The sequence below is a fragment of the Psychrobacter aquimaris genome, assembly GCF_016107525.1.
Classification (GTDB): domain Bacteria; phylum Pseudomonadota; class Gammaproteobacteria; order Pseudomonadales; family Moraxellaceae; genus Psychrobacter; species Psychrobacter aquimaris.
This window is the reverse complement of the sequence record NZ_JABASR010000005.1, coordinates 149097-165713: the sequence shown is the minus strand read 5'-3', so window position 1 is coordinate 165713 and position 16617 is coordinate 149097. Positions and strand designations below refer to the sequence as shown.

Below are 16617 nucleotides of genomic sequence, written 5' to 3'. Positions count from 1 at the left end.
ACAAGAATAATATGATATTAAAAAACAAAATAAGAACCCATTATAGTTTTAATACTTTAAGGAAAAAGGCTTTATGCGTATTCAGCTATTAGATAATATTACTGGAAAATGGGCGATGCAATGGATTGTCATCTGGTTCATTTGCGGGGTGATTGCATTATCCACAGGTTTTTGGCTCACGACAGAACACACCACGCTTGATATGTTTTATCTGGGCGTATCTTTCGTTGGTTTGGTCTGTGTGGTTTCGCTGTCATTTCGCAAAAACGTCATGGGTAACGGGTTGGGAATGGCAGCAACTGCGGGAGAAGTCGTCGTGCAGGCGACGTCTGGTGCAGTCGGTTTGATGCTCGCACCACTCTTTAACTTTTTCACCCATGTCTACGGTATTTTTTATTGGTCAAAACATACCGATCCTGATGGCGACATGATACCAAAGGCCGCTAGCAAAGCTGTTTGGTTGATTACCGCCGCCTTTATTATTATCGGTCTTGCACTTTTCCCCACGGTAAATAATTTACTCGCTAGCTATGGCTATGCAGTGGTTGAAGATGATAACAGTAAATTCTTAGGATTTATCTCCTTCTTTTGGATCAACGTCATTGCTTTTGTCCTCTCCATTACTGCACAAGCCGCGATGATTTTGCGCTATTCATTTAATTGGTGGTTATGGATTATTGTTAACTTTGTCTGGCTCATCGTCAACCTAATGTCAGGCAATTACATTTTTGCCATTCAAACCATGATATATCAAATAAATGCCTTTATTGGTCTGTATGAATGGCAGCGCAGTGAACAAGGTTAACGGTTGTTTTGCATTGCTGTAAGTACTGACAGATTAAAAGGATAAAATTGACCAACTCGAGTATATTGATAGCGCTATAAGTTTTGACTGTGCCGTCTATCAGATAATGTGGTGGACTGGCTCAATTAATGCTAAAACTGATGGGAGAGATTTCTCAATTTATGGACTAACACGGAGGTTAGTATGTCTCGTACTCAGCAAAAGCGATTGTCTAAACGCACACTTGAGCAATGGCTTAGTGAATATTCTGTCAGTCATCAAAACCTAGTCAATAAAAAAATCCACTGGCTATGCGTTCCCACTATATTTGTCAGCTTGTTAGGCATGGGCATGTCGCTATCAGTCTGGTTTACCTTAGTGATGAGCGCTTTGGTGTTATTGTTTTATATGCGTCTATCCACGCCGTTATTTTTAGCGATGGGCATGTTTATTCTCATTTGCTTGTCAGTAATGACATTATTCCCATGGGGCTTTAAGATTTGGGCGGCTATTTTTATAGTTGCTTGGATTGGACAATTCATCGGTCATAAAATTGAAGGCAAAAAACCCTCATTTTTTGAAGACTTACAGTTCTTATTAATTGGTCCAGCATGGGTGGCTAATAGCGTGATGGGTCGTAAACAAAGCCAAGCCTAACTATTCATTATTGATGTTATTTTTAAGCTTAGTATCGTTAAGCTTAGTATCTAAAAAACTACTGTCTAAAATTAATTTTTACCAAAAAAAGCAGCCCTCAACAATCAGTTGAGGGCTGCTTTTGATATTAAACTATCAAAAAAATCTATTTACCAAATACTTGCATACGATCTTCAATTGGCTTGAACGCTTTATCACCTGCTGGTTGCTCGATAGCACCAAATACCATTTGGGCATTCAGTTCCCAATGTTCATCAATATTCCAGGTACTAGCCACTGCTTTATCAATGATTGGATTGTAATGCTGTAAGTTGGCGCCAACATCAATACTGGCCAACGCGGTCCAGATGACATACTGGTGCATAGCATTAGTCTGATGTGCCCAGATTGGAAACTTGTCCGCATACAAAGGCGCAGCAGCTTGCATGTCTCGAACCACACTGTGATCTTCAAAGAACATCACGGTACCTGCTCCTGCTTTAAAGCCAGCGATTTTTTGTTTGGTTGCAGCAAATTGCTCTTCATTATCAACGATACCGCGTAACGTATCTTCAGTAATTTGCCACAGCTTATTGTGGTCATCGCCGAACAGTACCACGACACGCGTCGATTGTGAGTTAAATGATGATGGCGTATGCAAAACAGCATGCTCAACCAGCTTGACGATTTCGTCATTTGAGACAGGTAATTGATTGCTCAATGCATAGATAGAACGACGTTTTTCAGCCAATTGCTGTAATGTTTTTAGATCTGACATAGTGTTTCTCCACGTTATTAATATTGATTGTTTAACTGCGGTTAATATGGATGATTAACGAGTATGGGAGTAATCCAACTAATCCCATACTTTGGTTTCGTCCACAAAATTGATGATAGATGAACCTTTAAAAACTGCGTTCATAGACAATGTCTAACGGCTTCCACCCTTAAAACCTTGCGGTAATTCTGGTGCTGGTAAACGCTTCATATCAGAGTCTACATTACCAAAACGCTCATGACCGTTATTCCAATCACTGATTGACTGCTCAATCTCTGCTTTATTGTCCGCGACAAAATTCCACCACAGTAGTACTTGGTTATTCAACGGCTCACCACCGATAAACACCACTCGCGTACCTTTTTTGGCAACCAGCTTGATACTTTTATTGTTCGCAACATCGCTATCACTGAAGCGAAATAGCTGATCTTGTGCGCAAACCTTGCCTTCAGATACGATCTGACCTTCTGTAACCAAGATACCGTATTCAAAATTTGGCTCTAAGTTGAGAATGACCTCACCGTCCTCAATGAAGTACACATCGATACCCACCATTTGTGAATACTGGATGGTCGGTGCTTCGTAACGCTTACCTGATAGGCTATTATAGCTGCCCGTCGTCAGAATCATCTCGACACTATCCTCTGTCCACGTTGGTAGCTCAGGATAATGGTGGAAGCTACGCTCGATTTTCTGATCCGTCGGTAGTGCTATCCACAGCTGTAACATGCTCAGACCGCGTGCCGCATCTACTGAGCCACCCGTATCTGGAAAAACGCTTTGTTCGGTATGACTGATGCCTTGGGTCAGACCTGTACCCGCTGTCATGACATTGACTTGATTTTTGATAATAACTTGCTCATTACCTAAGCTGTCTTTGTGCAGGACTTCGCCACTTAACATCCAGCTAAAAGTTTGCAGGTTAGTATGTGGATGGCGACCGACTTGCATGCCTGTCTCATCTTCACCAAACTCAGCAGGACCAGCGTGATCCAAAAAACACCACGCACCGATTGGCTTTTTGCCAGTATTGGGCAACAAACGGGCAATTGGTATGCCGCCTACCTCTGCCAACCGTGGCTCTAGAGTTTCGATACTCATGATTCATCTCTTATTATGTGATGCTGAAACTTATTGCTCATGACAATTAAAAGCTCATTGGAACTTCCATCAATAGCACCCTAGCATCTTCTTCTACGTCCATCGTAAAGTTCTTAGTATCGCAAACACCAAGCCCATCTCGGGTATCTAAAATGTTACCGTTTACAACGATTTTACCGCTAATAACAAAGATATAAACGCCGTTACTAGGGTCTTTTAACTGATACGTCTCAGTCACACCTTCATCAAAATCGCCCATGCTAAACCAAGAATTTTGATGAATCCACACACCTGCATCGTCAGCGTTTGGCGACAATACTTGATGAAATCCATTCGGCTGCATGATTTCATCGATGCGTACTTGCTGATAGCGTGGCTCAACGTTCATTTTATTGGGGATCACCCAAATCTGTAAAAATTTTACCGCTTCTTCGTTATCGCCGTTCATTTCACTGTGCGTGATACCAGTACCTGCTGACATGACTTGGATTTCACCCGTTTCGATAATGCCATTATTACCGATGTTATCGCCGTGACCGAGCCTACCAGACAAAGGAATACTAATGATTTCCATATCACGATGGGAATGTTTTCCAAAGCCTTGACCACCGATGACGAAATCGTCGTTGATGACACGTAGAGCGCCAAAACCCATACGGTCTGGATTATGATAGTTGGCGAAACTAAAGGTATGCTTGCTTTTGAGCCAGCCATGGTTGGCATCGCCACGAGAATCTGCTGCATGATAGACAGTTTGCATAATTTATCCTTAGATATTAATAAGTTAAATTTTTGTAAATTTATTATTAATTAATTTACTTAAACAATGGGTCTATTATAATTGTTGTCTGCTAATAGATAAACAATGATAAATGCAATTAACTATTCTAATTTTCAGAACAATAGCATGATAAACATAGCGTTAAATAGTGACACCATCACCATTGATTTCATAATAAATCCAGCTTATAAGCTCAATAATAAGTAAGCCCAAAAGCCATTACGCAATATGTTGTAGAAACTCTTTATCACGCGCCATCACTGATAGATATAGCACTGGCAATATAAACAAGCCTACCGCCCAAAAGCTCAGTTTAAGATACAGAAGCGCACCGACCAAAGCGCCTATTAAAAAGCTAAAAACCAATACCGAGCTGTGGGCCAGATCTTTAGCATTTTCAGGGCTGCGATTATTCAGATAATCCGTTAAATTAATACCCAGCTGCGTCGTATTACCCGTCATCAGCACAGTTGGACTCATCTTCTTAATCACCGTCTTGCTGGCGGTATTTCTTATCGCTAAAGCGATCAAGCCCAAAGCGCCCGTTATCGCCACAGTGATATCACCTGCATCGACAAAAGGTTGATAATACAAACCAGCGACCATAAATGCCGTCAAAAATGCCGCTTCGGCTAAGAACAAGTGACTCAGAATTAATACAGGCTTTTGACTTCTATCAATACAAGTCTTGGTCACCATGACAGTCAAAACGAATAGCGGCAGAGCAGCCAGTTTAATCCACAGACCATCCTCACCGTTGACCAAACCACTGCCTGCCATTACTAAGTTCCCCGTGACATGTGCCGTAAAGAACCCAAACAGGGTAATAAAACCAATGGTATCAATGGCGCCGCCGACCACCGTCAATAACACTGGCGTCTGATAACGCTGCCAAAAGCTCGGTAACTGCTCATTGGTAGCACTGTGATTTTGAGTTGTCATAATTATTAGTTGCCCTCAATATATCTTAATTATTGTTTTCTTAGCTGTTTACAGTATGGCGATACCGCCAAATAACTCGAGCGCAATGACTAATGATAGTTGCACAACCGGCACGTTCATCCATTTCATATAGTCTTGCGTCGCAGCGTAGCCTGTGATTTTAGTAAAACGTAAAGGATCAAAGTCATCGATAAAAATAGGCGACCAATCGAGGCGCTACACCGCTGTAATTTATACATCGTTGCTATCTAAGTATGTTTTCAAAATAAGAAGGCCGTCAAACTAAGTGTATGTTCAAATACGTTTTTAGCCAAAAAATGGCATCAGTATAGGCGTTGACTGTAAAGGGATAAACAGCAATAATTACAAATGTAAGTTCTCAAATTTAGAACAATGCTGCTTTAGAAAAATATTACTTTAGAAGAATCATAAACCTACAAAGGTGGGAAGGTAAAATGGGACAGTTAGAAGATATGGCGATGTTTGTACGCATTGTCGAAGCTGGTAGTATCACCAAAGCAGCAGAACAGCTAAATATTGCCAAGTCAGCCGTCAGCCGCCGTCTTAAAGAATTGGAAACACGTTTGGGTAGCCAGCTCATCAGCCGAACCACTCGACAATCTAACTTAACGCAAGCAGGTGAGCAGTATTACCAACAAGTGAACCATATCTTGAGCGCGGTTGATACTCTGAATGAACAAACCAGCGGCGCACCCACACGCATCGAAGGCACACTCAAGATGACTGCACCATTATCATTTGGACTCATGCATCTGAACGATGTGATTGATGAATACGCCAATCAGCACCCTAACCTACACTTTGAGTTGGATTTTTCTGATCGACACATTGACTTGATCGAAGAAGGATATGAGCTCGCCATTCGCATTAGAGAGCTGCAAGATTCTAGCTACCAAGCAAAACGTTTGGCGCTGATTCGTTATTCGCTCTGTGCCAGTCCCGATTATCTGAGCAGAATGGGGACACCTGAGACGCTAGCAGATTTGGAAAATCATGAGTTTTTACAATATGGTCTTGGTAAAACAAGCAGCCTAGAGCTGATCGATGAAGAAGGCAAAAAGCATAACCACACGATTCATGCCAAAATTAAAGCCACTAATGGTGAGTTTTTGGTAGATCTGGCCGTCAAAGGTCATGGCATTACCTTTATACCAACTTTTATCGCTTACCAAAAATTGGCACGTGGCGAGCTGATGCCCATCCTTCAGCAATATCAACTGCCCACGCTAAACGCCTATGCGGTGTATCCCAAAAATCGTTTTTTATCACAGCGCTGTCGCTATCTGATTGACTTTATAGCCGAGCGTTTCGGTGACGATCCTTATTGGGATAAATTTTGATAAGCCTTGATTCAGAAAATTGAGCCGTATTCTAGAATCTCTATGCAGCCATACGAATCAAACTAAAAGACAATGATTGACATAAGCAAATATTAAAACAAGCACATTGATACAATGTCGATATTTTATCACGCAAATAACATCACATATCTATCATAGTAGAATCATCGCTTATAGCCTGCCAAATCTAGCAATCTTAGTTACTTATGCATCCTACTCAGTGATAGCAGAAATTACACCAATCAGTTTTTTGGTCTTATATCTTGCTTCTGCTAGTGCCATCTTATTCTGCGCTACCACGGTCAATACACACGGCTTACCGATATAGTCAGTTTTGACGAATAGTATATTTCCAGCAGTGGCTTCGACGATAGTAATGTCGCACTTGCCCTGCTTCATTTGACTCGCAGATGAATCGCTCAGCGCTGATAGCGTGCTACTCATCGCTGCAAACTTGTCCGTTTGATTGCTCAATTCACTGATCGAAAAACAACTAATGGGAAAGCCATCTGTGGTGCATATACTGACCAATATAATTTCTCTATTGGCCTCGCACAATGCTTTCATGTGGCTTAATAACGCTATTTTTGCTGGTGATTTTTCGTCTACTTTTTCTTTTAACATAGTCATATCTGGCATTAGTCTTGATTATTAAGGGTATTAAATAATGACAACAGAGATACGGCGGACTCTCTGCTTCTAGGATCAGCATGGATCACGGGCGCCACTACATTATGCTGCATCAACATCATTCTTATTTCTTGTCCCAGTGCTGAAAGACTATCTTTGTCAGCATCCTCGCAATGCGTAATACCAATGATGCACGTGGTCTGATTTTTTTCTGGTGCAAAAAAGTGTAACAGCTTATCTAAATTGGCATAATCGGGTGTCTCGCCATATCTAATCAAAATGAGCAATCCCCATAGCGACTGATTGACGAACTCCCATAAAAAAGAAAAACGCTCTTGACCTGGTACGCCGTAAATACCTAGCGCCATATCGTCAGACAGAGTGATACGCCCATAATCGATGCCTACCGTCGTGTACTCCTTACCGATATCGATACTAGATTTTGCTTCTGTTTCGATGGGGCTTATCTCGCTTAAGGTCTTGACCAACCGAGTTTTTCCAGCGCCTACTTCACCAATGATAGCTAGCTTCTGATAATTCAATTTTTTACCTCATTCCTAAGAATTTTTTGATCGCACCATAAAATTTATTAGATTTTTTCTCATTTATGGTTTGCTCATTTATCGGCTCTGCTTCTGTGACACTCAATAAACCTAAACGCTCAAACTCTTTGATAATTTGTGTGACTTGATGATGAGTGCCAAACTCACCACTGCTCACTAATGCGCTGAACGGGTAAGGCTTCTTAGTCAATTTAACACACAGATTCATAATCATCTGCGGCTCGCTTTCATTGTTGAGGTCAGGCCATGCCAGCAATCTTAGATTCTTACCTTCATAATAATTTTCAGGTACAGTGTCAGATTTTTTTATATCAATAAAGGGCTGAATACGTTTCTGCTGATACTCATCAAAGCTGTTTAACACAGCACTATTGTTCTCTATGAATGCATTAAAAAAGCTGCCTTGATCCACAAAATCAAACACGCTAACGCCCCAGTTAGGAAAACTACGCTTGGCAACGCGCACATCCAAAAAGACCCAAAGATCTTCGTGTCTAGGATCAGAAGCTATCTTGCTCATCAACTTGTCTACTTCAAGATCATGTCCTTCTAGCACTTGCAGATACTGACCTTCACGGTAAGAGATGATACCAGTGATTTGCGACTTTAGATTTTTATTTCGAGATATCCTAATGATGTCTGATAATCCAGTAGGCAGTCGAATACTGCGATCACTAATAGGTGCTCTACTGACGTATGCAATACATTTCATTTTGCCACCACTTGATAAAACGGCTAACGCTCGTTAAGTTGTCATCACTGTATATAAAATGATCACTCGCTATGCACAGTACGTACATAACGAATATGACCTTCTTACTAGTCTTGTTTAGTACACGGTAAGCAACAAGGAGAGTCTGACCAATCACCCATTGGCTTGAATATTACCAACCAAATTATATTTCTAGTTTACTTTCTACGGCTTGCACCTTACGGCGAGCTAATGCAAGGTTGGCTTTTGATTTATCAAGAACCAAATAAATAAACAAATCTTCATGATTAGCAGCAGGACGAAGGATGTGCAGTTGAGACTCTAATGTGATTAACATATCTTCGATTTCACCTTTGATATCAAGTGATTTCATTGTTGCTACTTTCGCTTTTACTACTTGTGAGTTACCTGCTGCCGCCAGCTCTAAATCAACACCACCGCCAGTCATACCTAATACCATACCTGACATATAGTCGACAATACAGCCGCCCATAGCACCATCAAGATCCATTAATTCTTGTAAAGACTCATTGATATTTGACATACTTTCTTCCTATCCATTTGGTTGTGTTTAAATAAAATAATGCTATTTTGGGAACGCTTGTTCAGCTTAATAATACTAAGCTGCATTGAGCTTATTCACTACCTGGTTATTAGATTAACTTAAATTTAATCATTTATATTTAAGAAAATTATGATAATTCAATATAAATAATTAAATGTTTTTTTTGGTACAAAAAATATAGCGTACTCGTAAACAAAACCTAAATCCCGTAGTGCTGGCTATTATATTCTATATAACAAACTAGAGAACATTTGTACCTAACCGCTCATGAATAAAAAACGACCACTGAGTAGGAAAAACAATCGCAATCAATAATGATTCTATTTTAGAGCTTAAAGGTATTATTTTTAACCTTAAATTTGATCGATCCGCGGGTTCTCTTAATCTAATAATGAGAGAAACACAATGCCCGATTTACTCACAAAAAATTCCCAATTACCAAGTCATAAAAACTTGTGAATATCCGTTAGCGACGGGCATCAATACGACTATTTCTAGCAATAATATTTTAAATGCTTTCACGCCTTACGATGATGCCTCGCTGATTAGAATGGCAAATATGTATGCCAATATCACTCAATTAGCAAAGGATGAGCAGATAACAGAGGTATTCGATATGATTGGCAAAAATACAGCGAAGCTTTTGTCACGGCAAACGGAGATCAAAGTAGGAGCGCAAGCGACGTTGGTCGTATTAGAGGCGAAAGACGCAGTAGCCGCCATTAGAACCAACTCACAAGCCATAGCAGGCTTTAAAAATGGTAAACAAACCTTTTGCAACGAAGCCGCGCGTATTTGTTTTGAGTGATCTGAATAATCTTGATGGCGCATATTCAGTTTATCGAAGTGCCAATAGTTATATCGTAAAACATAATGACAAAAACGATAAAAGCGTCACCCAACTATACATTGGACGACGCTTTTCAGAACGGTTTTTCACTATTTACTATGGCTCTAATATTATGGTTTAAACACCATCGTTCAAGCGGCATAAATGAAAACATCAACTATCCATACAGATAATCTTAGTCTAAAGTTTGTACGCCGCCGCCATTCACAAATAGGGTTTGACCACTTACCCATTCAGATATTGGTGCGGCAAAATACAGCATGGCACCAGCGATATCATCCGCTTCACCTAGACGTTGAATCGGCGTATGCTCTAGCATTTTCTTTTCGATCTCTGGCGTTAAGACAGTTTGTAGGGCGTCGGTGCGTGTCGCACCAGGGCCAACAGCATTCACACGTACTTCAGGGCCAAAATCATGTGCTAAATTTGCCACCATATGATTGACGGCCGCTTTTGATCCCGCATAACCACTCATATTTGGGCTTTTATTGATACTCGACATCGAAGTGGTAAATACAATCGAACCATAACCCGACGCTTTCATATGTGGCACGCATAACTGGGATAAACGCCAGCCACTAAAGACGTTCAACTCAAAGTCACGACGAATATCATCCACTGAGATCTTCGCAGGGTTTTCACGACCGCCACCGCCGCCACCAGCATTATTAATTAAAATATTGATAGTCCCAAATTCAGTAATTACCTTGTCTACCATAGCGACCAAATCATCGTCTTTTAAGATATTACATTCGACTGCCAAACCTTTTACACCATACACTTCGATATCTTTAACCGCCGCATTGGCGTCTTCTATTTTTAGATCGGCAATCACAATGTTTGCACCCGCTTGTGCCAGACGTAGCGCCGTTGCTTTGCCAATACCATTTGCACCGCCAGTCACAATCGCAGTTTTTCCTGACAGATCAAATAATTGACTAAATGCTTTATGTTTGAACTCTTGCATGATTATTCCTTATTATCGTTATTTATAAATAGATTATTTATTGTTATGTTTATTTAAAAGGTATATATAATTATGCGCGGTCAAACTGGATCTAATGTGTCGAGTTGACCCTCTTTTGTAACTTAAATATGGTGACGGCGTTTTCATAGACAGCACTGAGTATGTATCTCTATTAAATGTGTTTGTTTAGACTTTCATCAGTTTTGTCCAAATGACTGATAGTTATGCCAGTAAAACCAAATAGCAGCGTCAGCAACAGCGATAAATAACAGAAAAAAGCATACGGCAAATAGTCAAGCACAGGCACGCCTAACGCCTGACTAATGAAGACCCCGCACACGCTCCAAGGCACCAACGGATTAATCACCGTGCCTGCATCCTCGATAGTGCGAGAGAGGTTTTTAGGGTGTAAATTGAGACGCTCAAACGTCGAGCGAAAGGTCGTACCTGATATCAAAATACTGAGGTACTGCTCACCGATGAGCACGTTGATACTGAGCGCTGACATGGCAGCAGCAAAGATGGCTCGCCCTGAATGCGTCAACGTGTCTTTTAGTCCAGATAGTAGCGCGGGTAAAATCCCTAATGCCGTCAGCAGCCCGCCAAGGCTCAACGCCAATATCACAATCGTTTGAGTAAAAAACATACTCTGCACACCGCCGCGTGACAGCATGCCACCGACCTCACCCAATGCTAGCGTTTCAGCAGGTTTATACCCAGCAAAAAGGTAACCGCCTAATTGTTCAAAACTTGGTGAGCTATGTAAGTAAGTGATGATCAACGCTGTAATCGTGGTACAGATGATGGTGTAAATGGCATTGACTCTACCTATCGCCAGCCCTATCAATACCAAGAATGGCAGTACGGCATAATAATATACTAAACCGCTATTGATAAGCTGTGACTGCAAAACCGTCACTTGGCTCAAATCTACATTGACCGTTTGCTCAGAAAACAGCCAAAATAAAATGACAGTCAGTATCCAAGCCGGTACTGTGGTGTACATCATATTGCGAATATGCGCAAATAAGTCAATGCCCACAACCGATGAAGCGATGGTACAAGTATCTGATAGCGGAGACATCTTATCTCCAAAAAAAGCGCCTGATACGACAGCGCCCGCTGCTATCGCGATATTGGCGTCAAACGCATTGCTCATACCAATAAAAGCCACGCCTAGCGTTGCCGCTGTTGTTAAACTACTGCCTAAGGCGATGCCGATAATGGAGGTCAATACAAAGGCTGATATATAATAAAATTCTGGTGATATCAGCTCAAAACCAAAATACATGAGCGTTGGTATCGCGCCTGACATCATCAAAGCCGCCACCATCAACCCAATAAAGAAAAACAGATATATCGCACCAATACCGCTCATCACCCCAGCAGCCATCTGTGCTTGCATACTATTAAAGGTCAATCCTTTATATAGACCGATAGCCAATAAAATGCAGATAGCGAGTATCAAGGAGAGATGAGGTACCCAGCCAAAACCAATCATCGTGACGCCCATAATCGTGATGACAATGGCTGAAATAATAACTGCCACTCCGGATGAAAACTGGGTCAATGTTTGTGGAGCCATGACACGCCCTTATGTTGTCTAGTAATTTGCGATACTTAAGGGTTTACAAGTTTAGTGAGTGGCAATCATTATTGCTACCCGCTTGTTCTTTGTTTGCTTTGTAGAGTACAAGACTACCAGTGCTTAGCATGCTGTATTTCGACTGGCTTTACTGAACAGACTTTTTGGCTGTCAATAAACGGCTCTTCAGCAGCCCAAAGTAAATTTTATGCATAAAAAAAAGCCTCACTTTATAGTGAGGCTTTTTGCGCTTTTTCAAGCCATATTTGGAGCGGGAAAAGAGATTCGAACTCTCGACCCCAACCTTGGCAAGGTTATGCTCTACCACTGAGCTATTCCCGCTGATTATCGAATTGTAGTGTTGTTAACAACAACTCCGTCTCGATAGGCTGGCTATTCTATCAAATATTCTGAGCCTGTCAACCACTTTTTTAAAATTTATTTCCAATATTATGGTTTTAATTCGCTATTTATTGATGCAATCATCATAAATAATTGATTTATCAATAATTATTTATTTAAAATAATATGACTTATTTTCCACAATAATGATAGAAAATTAAGGCTCTACTCTTCTAGATGATATCACATTGCTTATGAGACAATTTTTTGACTGATATTTATGCCGCCTATCAAGTTTGCGGCAGTGAGTAGCGAAAAATAGATTTGTTGGTATCAGCGTCCCTCTCACTTACAATCCTACGTTGTATTGTTACTTTTCCTGCATTGGTTTTGCCTTGGTAACATTATTATACTTATGCCTAATGACAGTTCGGGTAAAATTTTACTGTTGAGGTCGCGTAGCAAGCACAGGTAGAACATCAATAAAAAATTGCCTTACTTGCTACTTTAACTCTCCATTCTACGAAAAAAATTTAATACGAGTCATTTGAACGATAATCACTTTAACGACAACCGCTTTATTATTAACAGCGACTTTGTTCTATTTTACTTTTTATCATTTACAGCGAGGATGTTTATTATGAGAAAATTACTGACCACCACCGTGATGGCCGCTTCATTGTCGGCACTAACCCTGACAGGTTGTACCAGCACCACCAGCACCGGTGCCGTTGGCGTTGACCGTCAGCAGCTCTTACTGGTTTCTAGTGAGCAAGTTTTACAGCTGTCTGCACAGAGTTATGCCAAAACATTGCAAGAAGCAAAAGCGCGCGGCGTGCTAGATACTAATACAGCTCAGCTTAATCGCTTAAAAAACATCGCTAATCGTTTGGTCGGTCAGGTCGGCGTCTACCGTCCAGATGCCGCGAAATGGCAATGGGAAGTGCATACGATCAAATCTAATGAGTTGAATGCCTTTGTGGTGCCAGGCGGTAAAATCATGTTTTACTCGGGTATCATTGACCGCCTGAACCTCACTGATGACGAGATTGCGGCCATTATGGGTCACGAGATGTCACATGCGCTGCGTGAGCACTCACGTGAACGTCTCTCACGCCAATATGCCACGCAAACTGGTATCGGCGTGGCCGCTAGCATCTTTGGACTGTCACAAGGTCAGGCTGAGCTAGCAAACGTCGCTGGTGACTTGGGGCTGAGCCGTCCACACAGTCGCACACAAGAAGCTGAAGCCGATCAGATTGGTCTAGAGCTAATGGCACGTGCAGGCTATAACCCGCAAGCAGCAGTTACTTTATGGCAGAAAATGCAAAGCGCAAGCCAAGGTGAGCCACCACAGTTCTTAAGCACTCACCCGACCAGCAGTAATCGTATTGCTCAACTGCAATCATTGATGCCTAAAGTCATGCCGCTTTATCAAAAAGCGCGTCGCTAATGAGGTGGTCCGATTTCATGCTTTGAGTAAGTGGTAATAGCTTAATATTCATCGCTTAGAAAAGCAGAGTACATGTTATAAACTGTACTCTGCTTTTTTTGCTGTTAGCTAATAAGTGATCGCACTTGCCATTAAAGAGAATATCTTTCATTGCTATATTTTTTTAGAAACAGGGTTGCTGAAAAGTTTAATCGCTTACAGACACACGCAACTTAATAGCAGGCTTTACCACTAATAGCGTCTGTTATAATGGGCATGATATGCAATTCACAAATTGCTAAGTATGATACCGCCAAATACTATAAGTACTATTAAGCAAAATATATGGAAGGACTGTTATGAGTAAAACACCGACTGCCGATGCACTCAATGCCGAATTACAATCGTTGCAGCCGCAACATCTAGAATTGACGAATGAATCGATGGATCATGCCGGTTATTTTGACGGTAAAGAAAGTCACTTTAAGCTTACGATTGTCAGTGATGCTTTTGAAGGCAAACGATTGGTCGCACGCCACCAGCTTGTATATGGACTGGCAAACTCGTTATTGACCTCACAAGGCGGTCAAATCCATGCCTTAGCAATTCATGCTTATACCCCCATAGAATGGCAAGGTCAAAGCCCTGAGAGCCCATTATGTGCTGGACAAAACAAGGGCTAGTAGCTGACTGTTGCGTAAACAGTCTTTTCCATACCATAATTACATGCAATCAATAAGCAGTCAAAATGCTACTTTAAGGGAAACGATATCCAATGAAACATTTACACATGCTCATGGCTGTATTGCTCATTGTGCTGTTTTTATACCAGAGCTATCTGGTTTTGAGCACCAATAAACTAGCACCTCGCGCAGTTAAAATAGCGACCCATATCATCTATGCCCTTATTATTGTGTCAGGGGCAGTCATGCTAATGCAATTAATGAGTGCCAATGCACCGATACAATGGGTATTTGCCAAAATTATCTTACTGGTCGCAGCCATTAGTTCTAGCATAAAAGCCTTTAATAGTAATGCAACACCCGTACAAAGAAAAACAGGGATTCTTATCGCTGCTATCGCATATATTGGTATCGTCATACTGGCCTTCGCTAAGCCTGGCAACCTATTTTGATGAGTATTGAATAGTAGAGTTGCCCAAATAGTCGTGTTGCTAGGGGTGAAAAATATTTGATAACCGATGTATTTTCAATATCTTAATGACATTATTTTTGCTATCTTAAACAAACATAATCACCTCAACCTAGCCTAATGGAGCCACTATGAAAACTCTTACTGCAGCGATACTACTGGCGACAACTGGCATTTTTGGTCTCTCAGGCTGTGCCTCTACGGGCAATGTCACGCCACAATATGTGCCACCAAGCACTTATCAAAGTTACGATTGCCAAGCCCTTAGCCAAGAATATACTCGCGTCAATCGCTATGTCGACGCGGCACGCAATGAGCAATCAACTTTATCCGCTTCAGGTGTGGGGGTTGGGGTTTCTGCGGGACGTTGGGGCATCTCTCCTAACATCAGTTTTGGTGTTGGCAAAAGCAACAATACCAAAGCGCGCGATGCAAAATTATCACGGCTTTACGGCGAGCGTGATGCCATTATCCAATCCGCCCGCATTCAGCGTTGTAGCTTTGCCAATGGCATTAAGATTTATGGCGAGTAATGTTCGATAGGTTATGTTTAATAAGTCATGTTTGATGAATGACGTTTAACCGCTTAATTCTCTGATCACTTTAGATAGTATTTGTGATGAAAAAAGCCAGTATGTGATAAACATACTGGCTTTTTTGTCTAATTATAACGAGTTAAAACTCAAGAATTTAAGCTTTGCACCCACTGAACAATTTGATCGCTAGGTAACGCACCAGATTGTCGCGCGACCTCTCTGCCATTTTTAAAAGCCACCATGGTTGGCAAACTACGAATATTATAAGGTGCCGCTGCTTGCTCATATTTATCCGTTTGTATTTTGGCAAAGACTACTTGTGGCAGTTGCGCCGCTGCGGCTTTAAACTGCGGTGCCATCATTAGACACGGCTGACACCAACTTGCCCAAAAATCAACGATGGTCAATACTTCATTTTTTTGAATGACTTTACCAACCGTTTGGGCGTTTAGTTCATGCGGCATTCCAGTTAATAATGGCTGACCACATTTGCCACAATTTGGCGCAGCACTAAGTTTGGCTGCTGGTATGCGATTGGTTGCCTGACAATGTGGGCAGACCAGATGAGAGTTTTGCTCACTCATTATAAGACTCCTATACAAGTAGCATGGGTATTGGTCAATCAAAATATCCATGCTTGATGATGTATTTATGACAAAAAATCTAGCGACTGTTTAACGCTTGCAGGTATTCATCCCAAGCATTTTATACAGAGGACAAAAGCGGAAAAGTCCTGTGAGTAAAGGAACTAAGCCAATCACGCCCCACCAGCTTTGAAAATATAAACCCAAACCGATAATCACAACACCCGCGCTAATACGTAATAAACGCTCAGTACTGCCGATATTAATTACCATGGTTCAATCCTTAAGAGTGAAAGCTTAGTGGTAAAGGAGTAAT

20 protein-coding genes and 1 tRNA gene are annotated in these 16617 nt (G+C 41.3%); 8 read left to right on the top strand and 13 right to left on the bottom strand.

The genetic code is table 11. The features are described 5' to 3' along the window. Positions 1 to 73: 73 nt before the first annotated feature. The gene (pnuC, locus tag JFC10_RS06330) at positions 74 to 805 is read left to right on the top strand and encodes a nicotinamide riboside transporter PnuC (RefSeq protein WP_198332144.1); all 732 of its coding nucleotides are present in this window, start codon (positions 74 to 76) and stop codon (positions 803 to 805) included. 183 nt (positions 806 to 988) lie between these two features. After that, the gene (locus tag JFC10_RS06325; RefSeq protein ID WP_198332143.1) at positions 989 to 1441 is read left to right on the top strand and encodes an Mpo1 family 2-hydroxy fatty acid dioxygenase; all 453 of its coding nucleotides are present in this window, start codon (positions 989 to 991) and stop codon (positions 1439 to 1441) included. Between the two features lie 145 nt (positions 1442 to 1586). Here the strand turns inward: JFC10_RS06325 and JFC10_RS06320 are convergent, their stop codons facing one another. From JFC10_RS06320 to JFC10_RS06305, 4 genes are all read right to left on the bottom strand, one after another. Next, positions 1587 to 2198 carry a nitroreductase family protein gene (locus tag JFC10_RS06320; RefSeq protein WP_198332142.1) on the bottom strand — a complete coding sequence of 204 codons (612 nt, stop codon included), beginning with the start codon at positions 2196 to 2198 and terminating at the stop codon, positions 1587 to 1589. A 153-nt stretch (positions 2199 to 2351) separates the two neighbouring features. After that, complete coding sequence (locus JFC10_RS06315; RefSeq protein WP_198332141.1) at positions 2352 to 3299, bottom strand: pirin family protein; 948 nt, start codon at positions 3297 to 3299, stop codon at positions 2352 to 2354. A 46-nt stretch (positions 3300 to 3345) separates the two neighbouring features. After that, a complete protein-coding gene (locus tag JFC10_RS06310; RefSeq protein ID WP_198332140.1) occupies positions 3346 to 4059 on the bottom strand; it encodes a pirin family protein in 714 nt (237 codons plus the stop codon). Between the two features lie 240 nt (positions 4060 to 4299). Then, positions 4300 to 5022: a YoaK family protein gene (locus tag JFC10_RS06305; RefSeq protein WP_198332139.1), complete on the bottom strand. Its 723-nt coding sequence runs from the start codon at positions 5020 to 5022 to the stop codon at positions 4300 to 4302. 455 nt (positions 5023 to 5477) lie between these two features. Between JFC10_RS06305 and JFC10_RS06300 the strand changes: the two genes are divergently transcribed. Then, a complete protein-coding gene (locus JFC10_RS06300) occupies positions 5478 to 6383 on the top strand; it encodes a LysR family transcriptional regulator (RefSeq protein WP_198332138.1) in 906 nt (301 codons plus the stop codon). A 213-nt stretch (positions 6384 to 6596) separates the two neighbouring features. Here JFC10_RS06300 and JFC10_RS06295 read toward each other — a convergent pair whose 3' ends face one another. From JFC10_RS06295 to JFC10_RS06280, 4 genes are all read right to left on the bottom strand, one after another. Beyond that, a complete protein-coding gene (locus JFC10_RS06295) occupies positions 6597 to 7013 on the bottom strand; it encodes a roadblock/LC7 domain-containing protein (RefSeq protein ID WP_198332137.1) in 417 nt (138 codons plus the stop codon). An 8-nt stretch (positions 7014 to 7021) separates the two neighbouring features. After that, the gene (locus JFC10_RS06290) at positions 7022 to 7555 is read right to left on the bottom strand and encodes a GTP-binding protein (protein ID WP_198332136.1); all 534 of its coding nucleotides are present in this window, start codon (positions 7553 to 7555) and stop codon (positions 7022 to 7024) included. A gap of 4 nt (positions 7556 to 7559) precedes the next feature. Further along, complete coding sequence (locus tag JFC10_RS06285; protein ID WP_198332135.1) at positions 7560 to 8288, bottom strand: BLUF domain-containing protein; 729 nt, start codon at positions 8286 to 8288, stop codon at positions 7560 to 7562. 184 nt (positions 8289 to 8472) lie between these two features. Continuing rightward, complete coding sequence (locus JFC10_RS06280) at positions 8473 to 8832, bottom strand: hypothetical protein (protein WP_193011051.1); 360 nt, start codon at positions 8830 to 8832, stop codon at positions 8473 to 8475. A gap of 412 nt (positions 8833 to 9244) precedes the next feature. On the opposite strand from JFC10_RS06280, the gene JFC10_RS06275 reads away from it, so the two are divergent. Then, a complete protein-coding gene (locus JFC10_RS06275; protein ID WP_198332134.1) occupies positions 9245 to 9661 on the top strand; it encodes an amidohydrolase family protein in 417 nt (138 codons plus the stop codon). A gap of 217 nt (positions 9662 to 9878) precedes the next feature. Here the strand turns inward: JFC10_RS06275 and JFC10_RS06270 are convergent, their stop codons facing one another. The 3 genes from JFC10_RS06270 to JFC10_RS06260 all read right to left on the bottom strand — a co-directional run bounded on the left by JFC10_RS06270 (position 9879) and on the right by JFC10_RS06260 (position 12597). Continuing rightward, complete coding sequence (locus JFC10_RS06270) at positions 9879 to 10670, bottom strand: glucose 1-dehydrogenase (RefSeq protein ID WP_193012916.1); 792 nt, start codon at positions 10668 to 10670, stop codon at positions 9879 to 9881. 172 nt (positions 10671 to 10842) lie between these two features. Continuing rightward, on the bottom strand, positions 10843 to 12255 hold the full coding sequence (nhaC, locus tag JFC10_RS06265) for a Na+/H+ antiporter NhaC (protein ID WP_198332133.1): 1413 nt from the start codon (positions 12253 to 12255) through the stop codon (positions 10843 to 10845). A 267-nt stretch (positions 12256 to 12522) separates the two neighbouring features. Further along, a tRNA-Gly gene (locus tag JFC10_RS06260) sits at positions 12523 to 12597 on the bottom strand. 640 nt (positions 12598 to 13237) lie between these two features. On the opposite strand from JFC10_RS06260, the gene JFC10_RS06255 reads away from it, so the two are divergent. From JFC10_RS06255 to JFC10_RS06240, 4 genes are all read left to right on the top strand, one after another. After that, entirely contained in the window at positions 13238 to 14050 is an 813-nt protein-coding gene (locus JFC10_RS06255) for a M48 family metallopeptidase (protein WP_193013346.1), read from the top strand. Positions 14051 to 14388: 338 nt separating this feature from the next. Beyond that, the gene (locus JFC10_RS06250; protein ID WP_198332132.1) at positions 14389 to 14712 is read left to right on the top strand and encodes a BolA family protein; all 324 of its coding nucleotides are present in this window, start codon (positions 14389 to 14391) and stop codon (positions 14710 to 14712) included. Between the two features lie 92 nt (positions 14713 to 14804). Further along, on the top strand, positions 14805 to 15164 hold the full coding sequence (locus JFC10_RS06245) for a SirB2 family protein (RefSeq protein ID WP_193013348.1): 360 nt from the start codon (positions 14805 to 14807) through the stop codon (positions 15162 to 15164). A gap of 148 nt (positions 15165 to 15312) precedes the next feature. Continuing rightward, positions 15313 to 15714: a hypothetical protein gene (locus JFC10_RS06240; RefSeq protein ID WP_193013349.1), complete on the top strand. Its 402-nt coding sequence runs from the start codon at positions 15313 to 15315 to the stop codon at positions 15712 to 15714. Positions 15715 to 15863: 149 nt separating this feature from the next. On the opposite strand, the gene trxC is transcribed toward JFC10_RS06240, so the two are convergent. Together trxC and JFC10_RS06230 are read right to left on the bottom strand one after the other, a co-directional pair. Further along, on the bottom strand, positions 15864 to 16301 hold the full coding sequence (trxC, locus tag JFC10_RS06235) for a thioredoxin TrxC (RefSeq protein ID WP_198332131.1): 438 nt from the start codon (positions 16299 to 16301) through the stop codon (positions 15864 to 15866). Positions 16302 to 16391: 90 nt separating this feature from the next. Then, positions 16392 to 16574, bottom strand: coding sequence for a YgaP family membrane protein (locus tag JFC10_RS06230; protein ID WP_198332130.1), 183 nt, complete (start codon positions 16572 to 16574; stop codon positions 16392 to 16394). Positions 16575 to 16617: the final 43 nt, after the last annotated feature.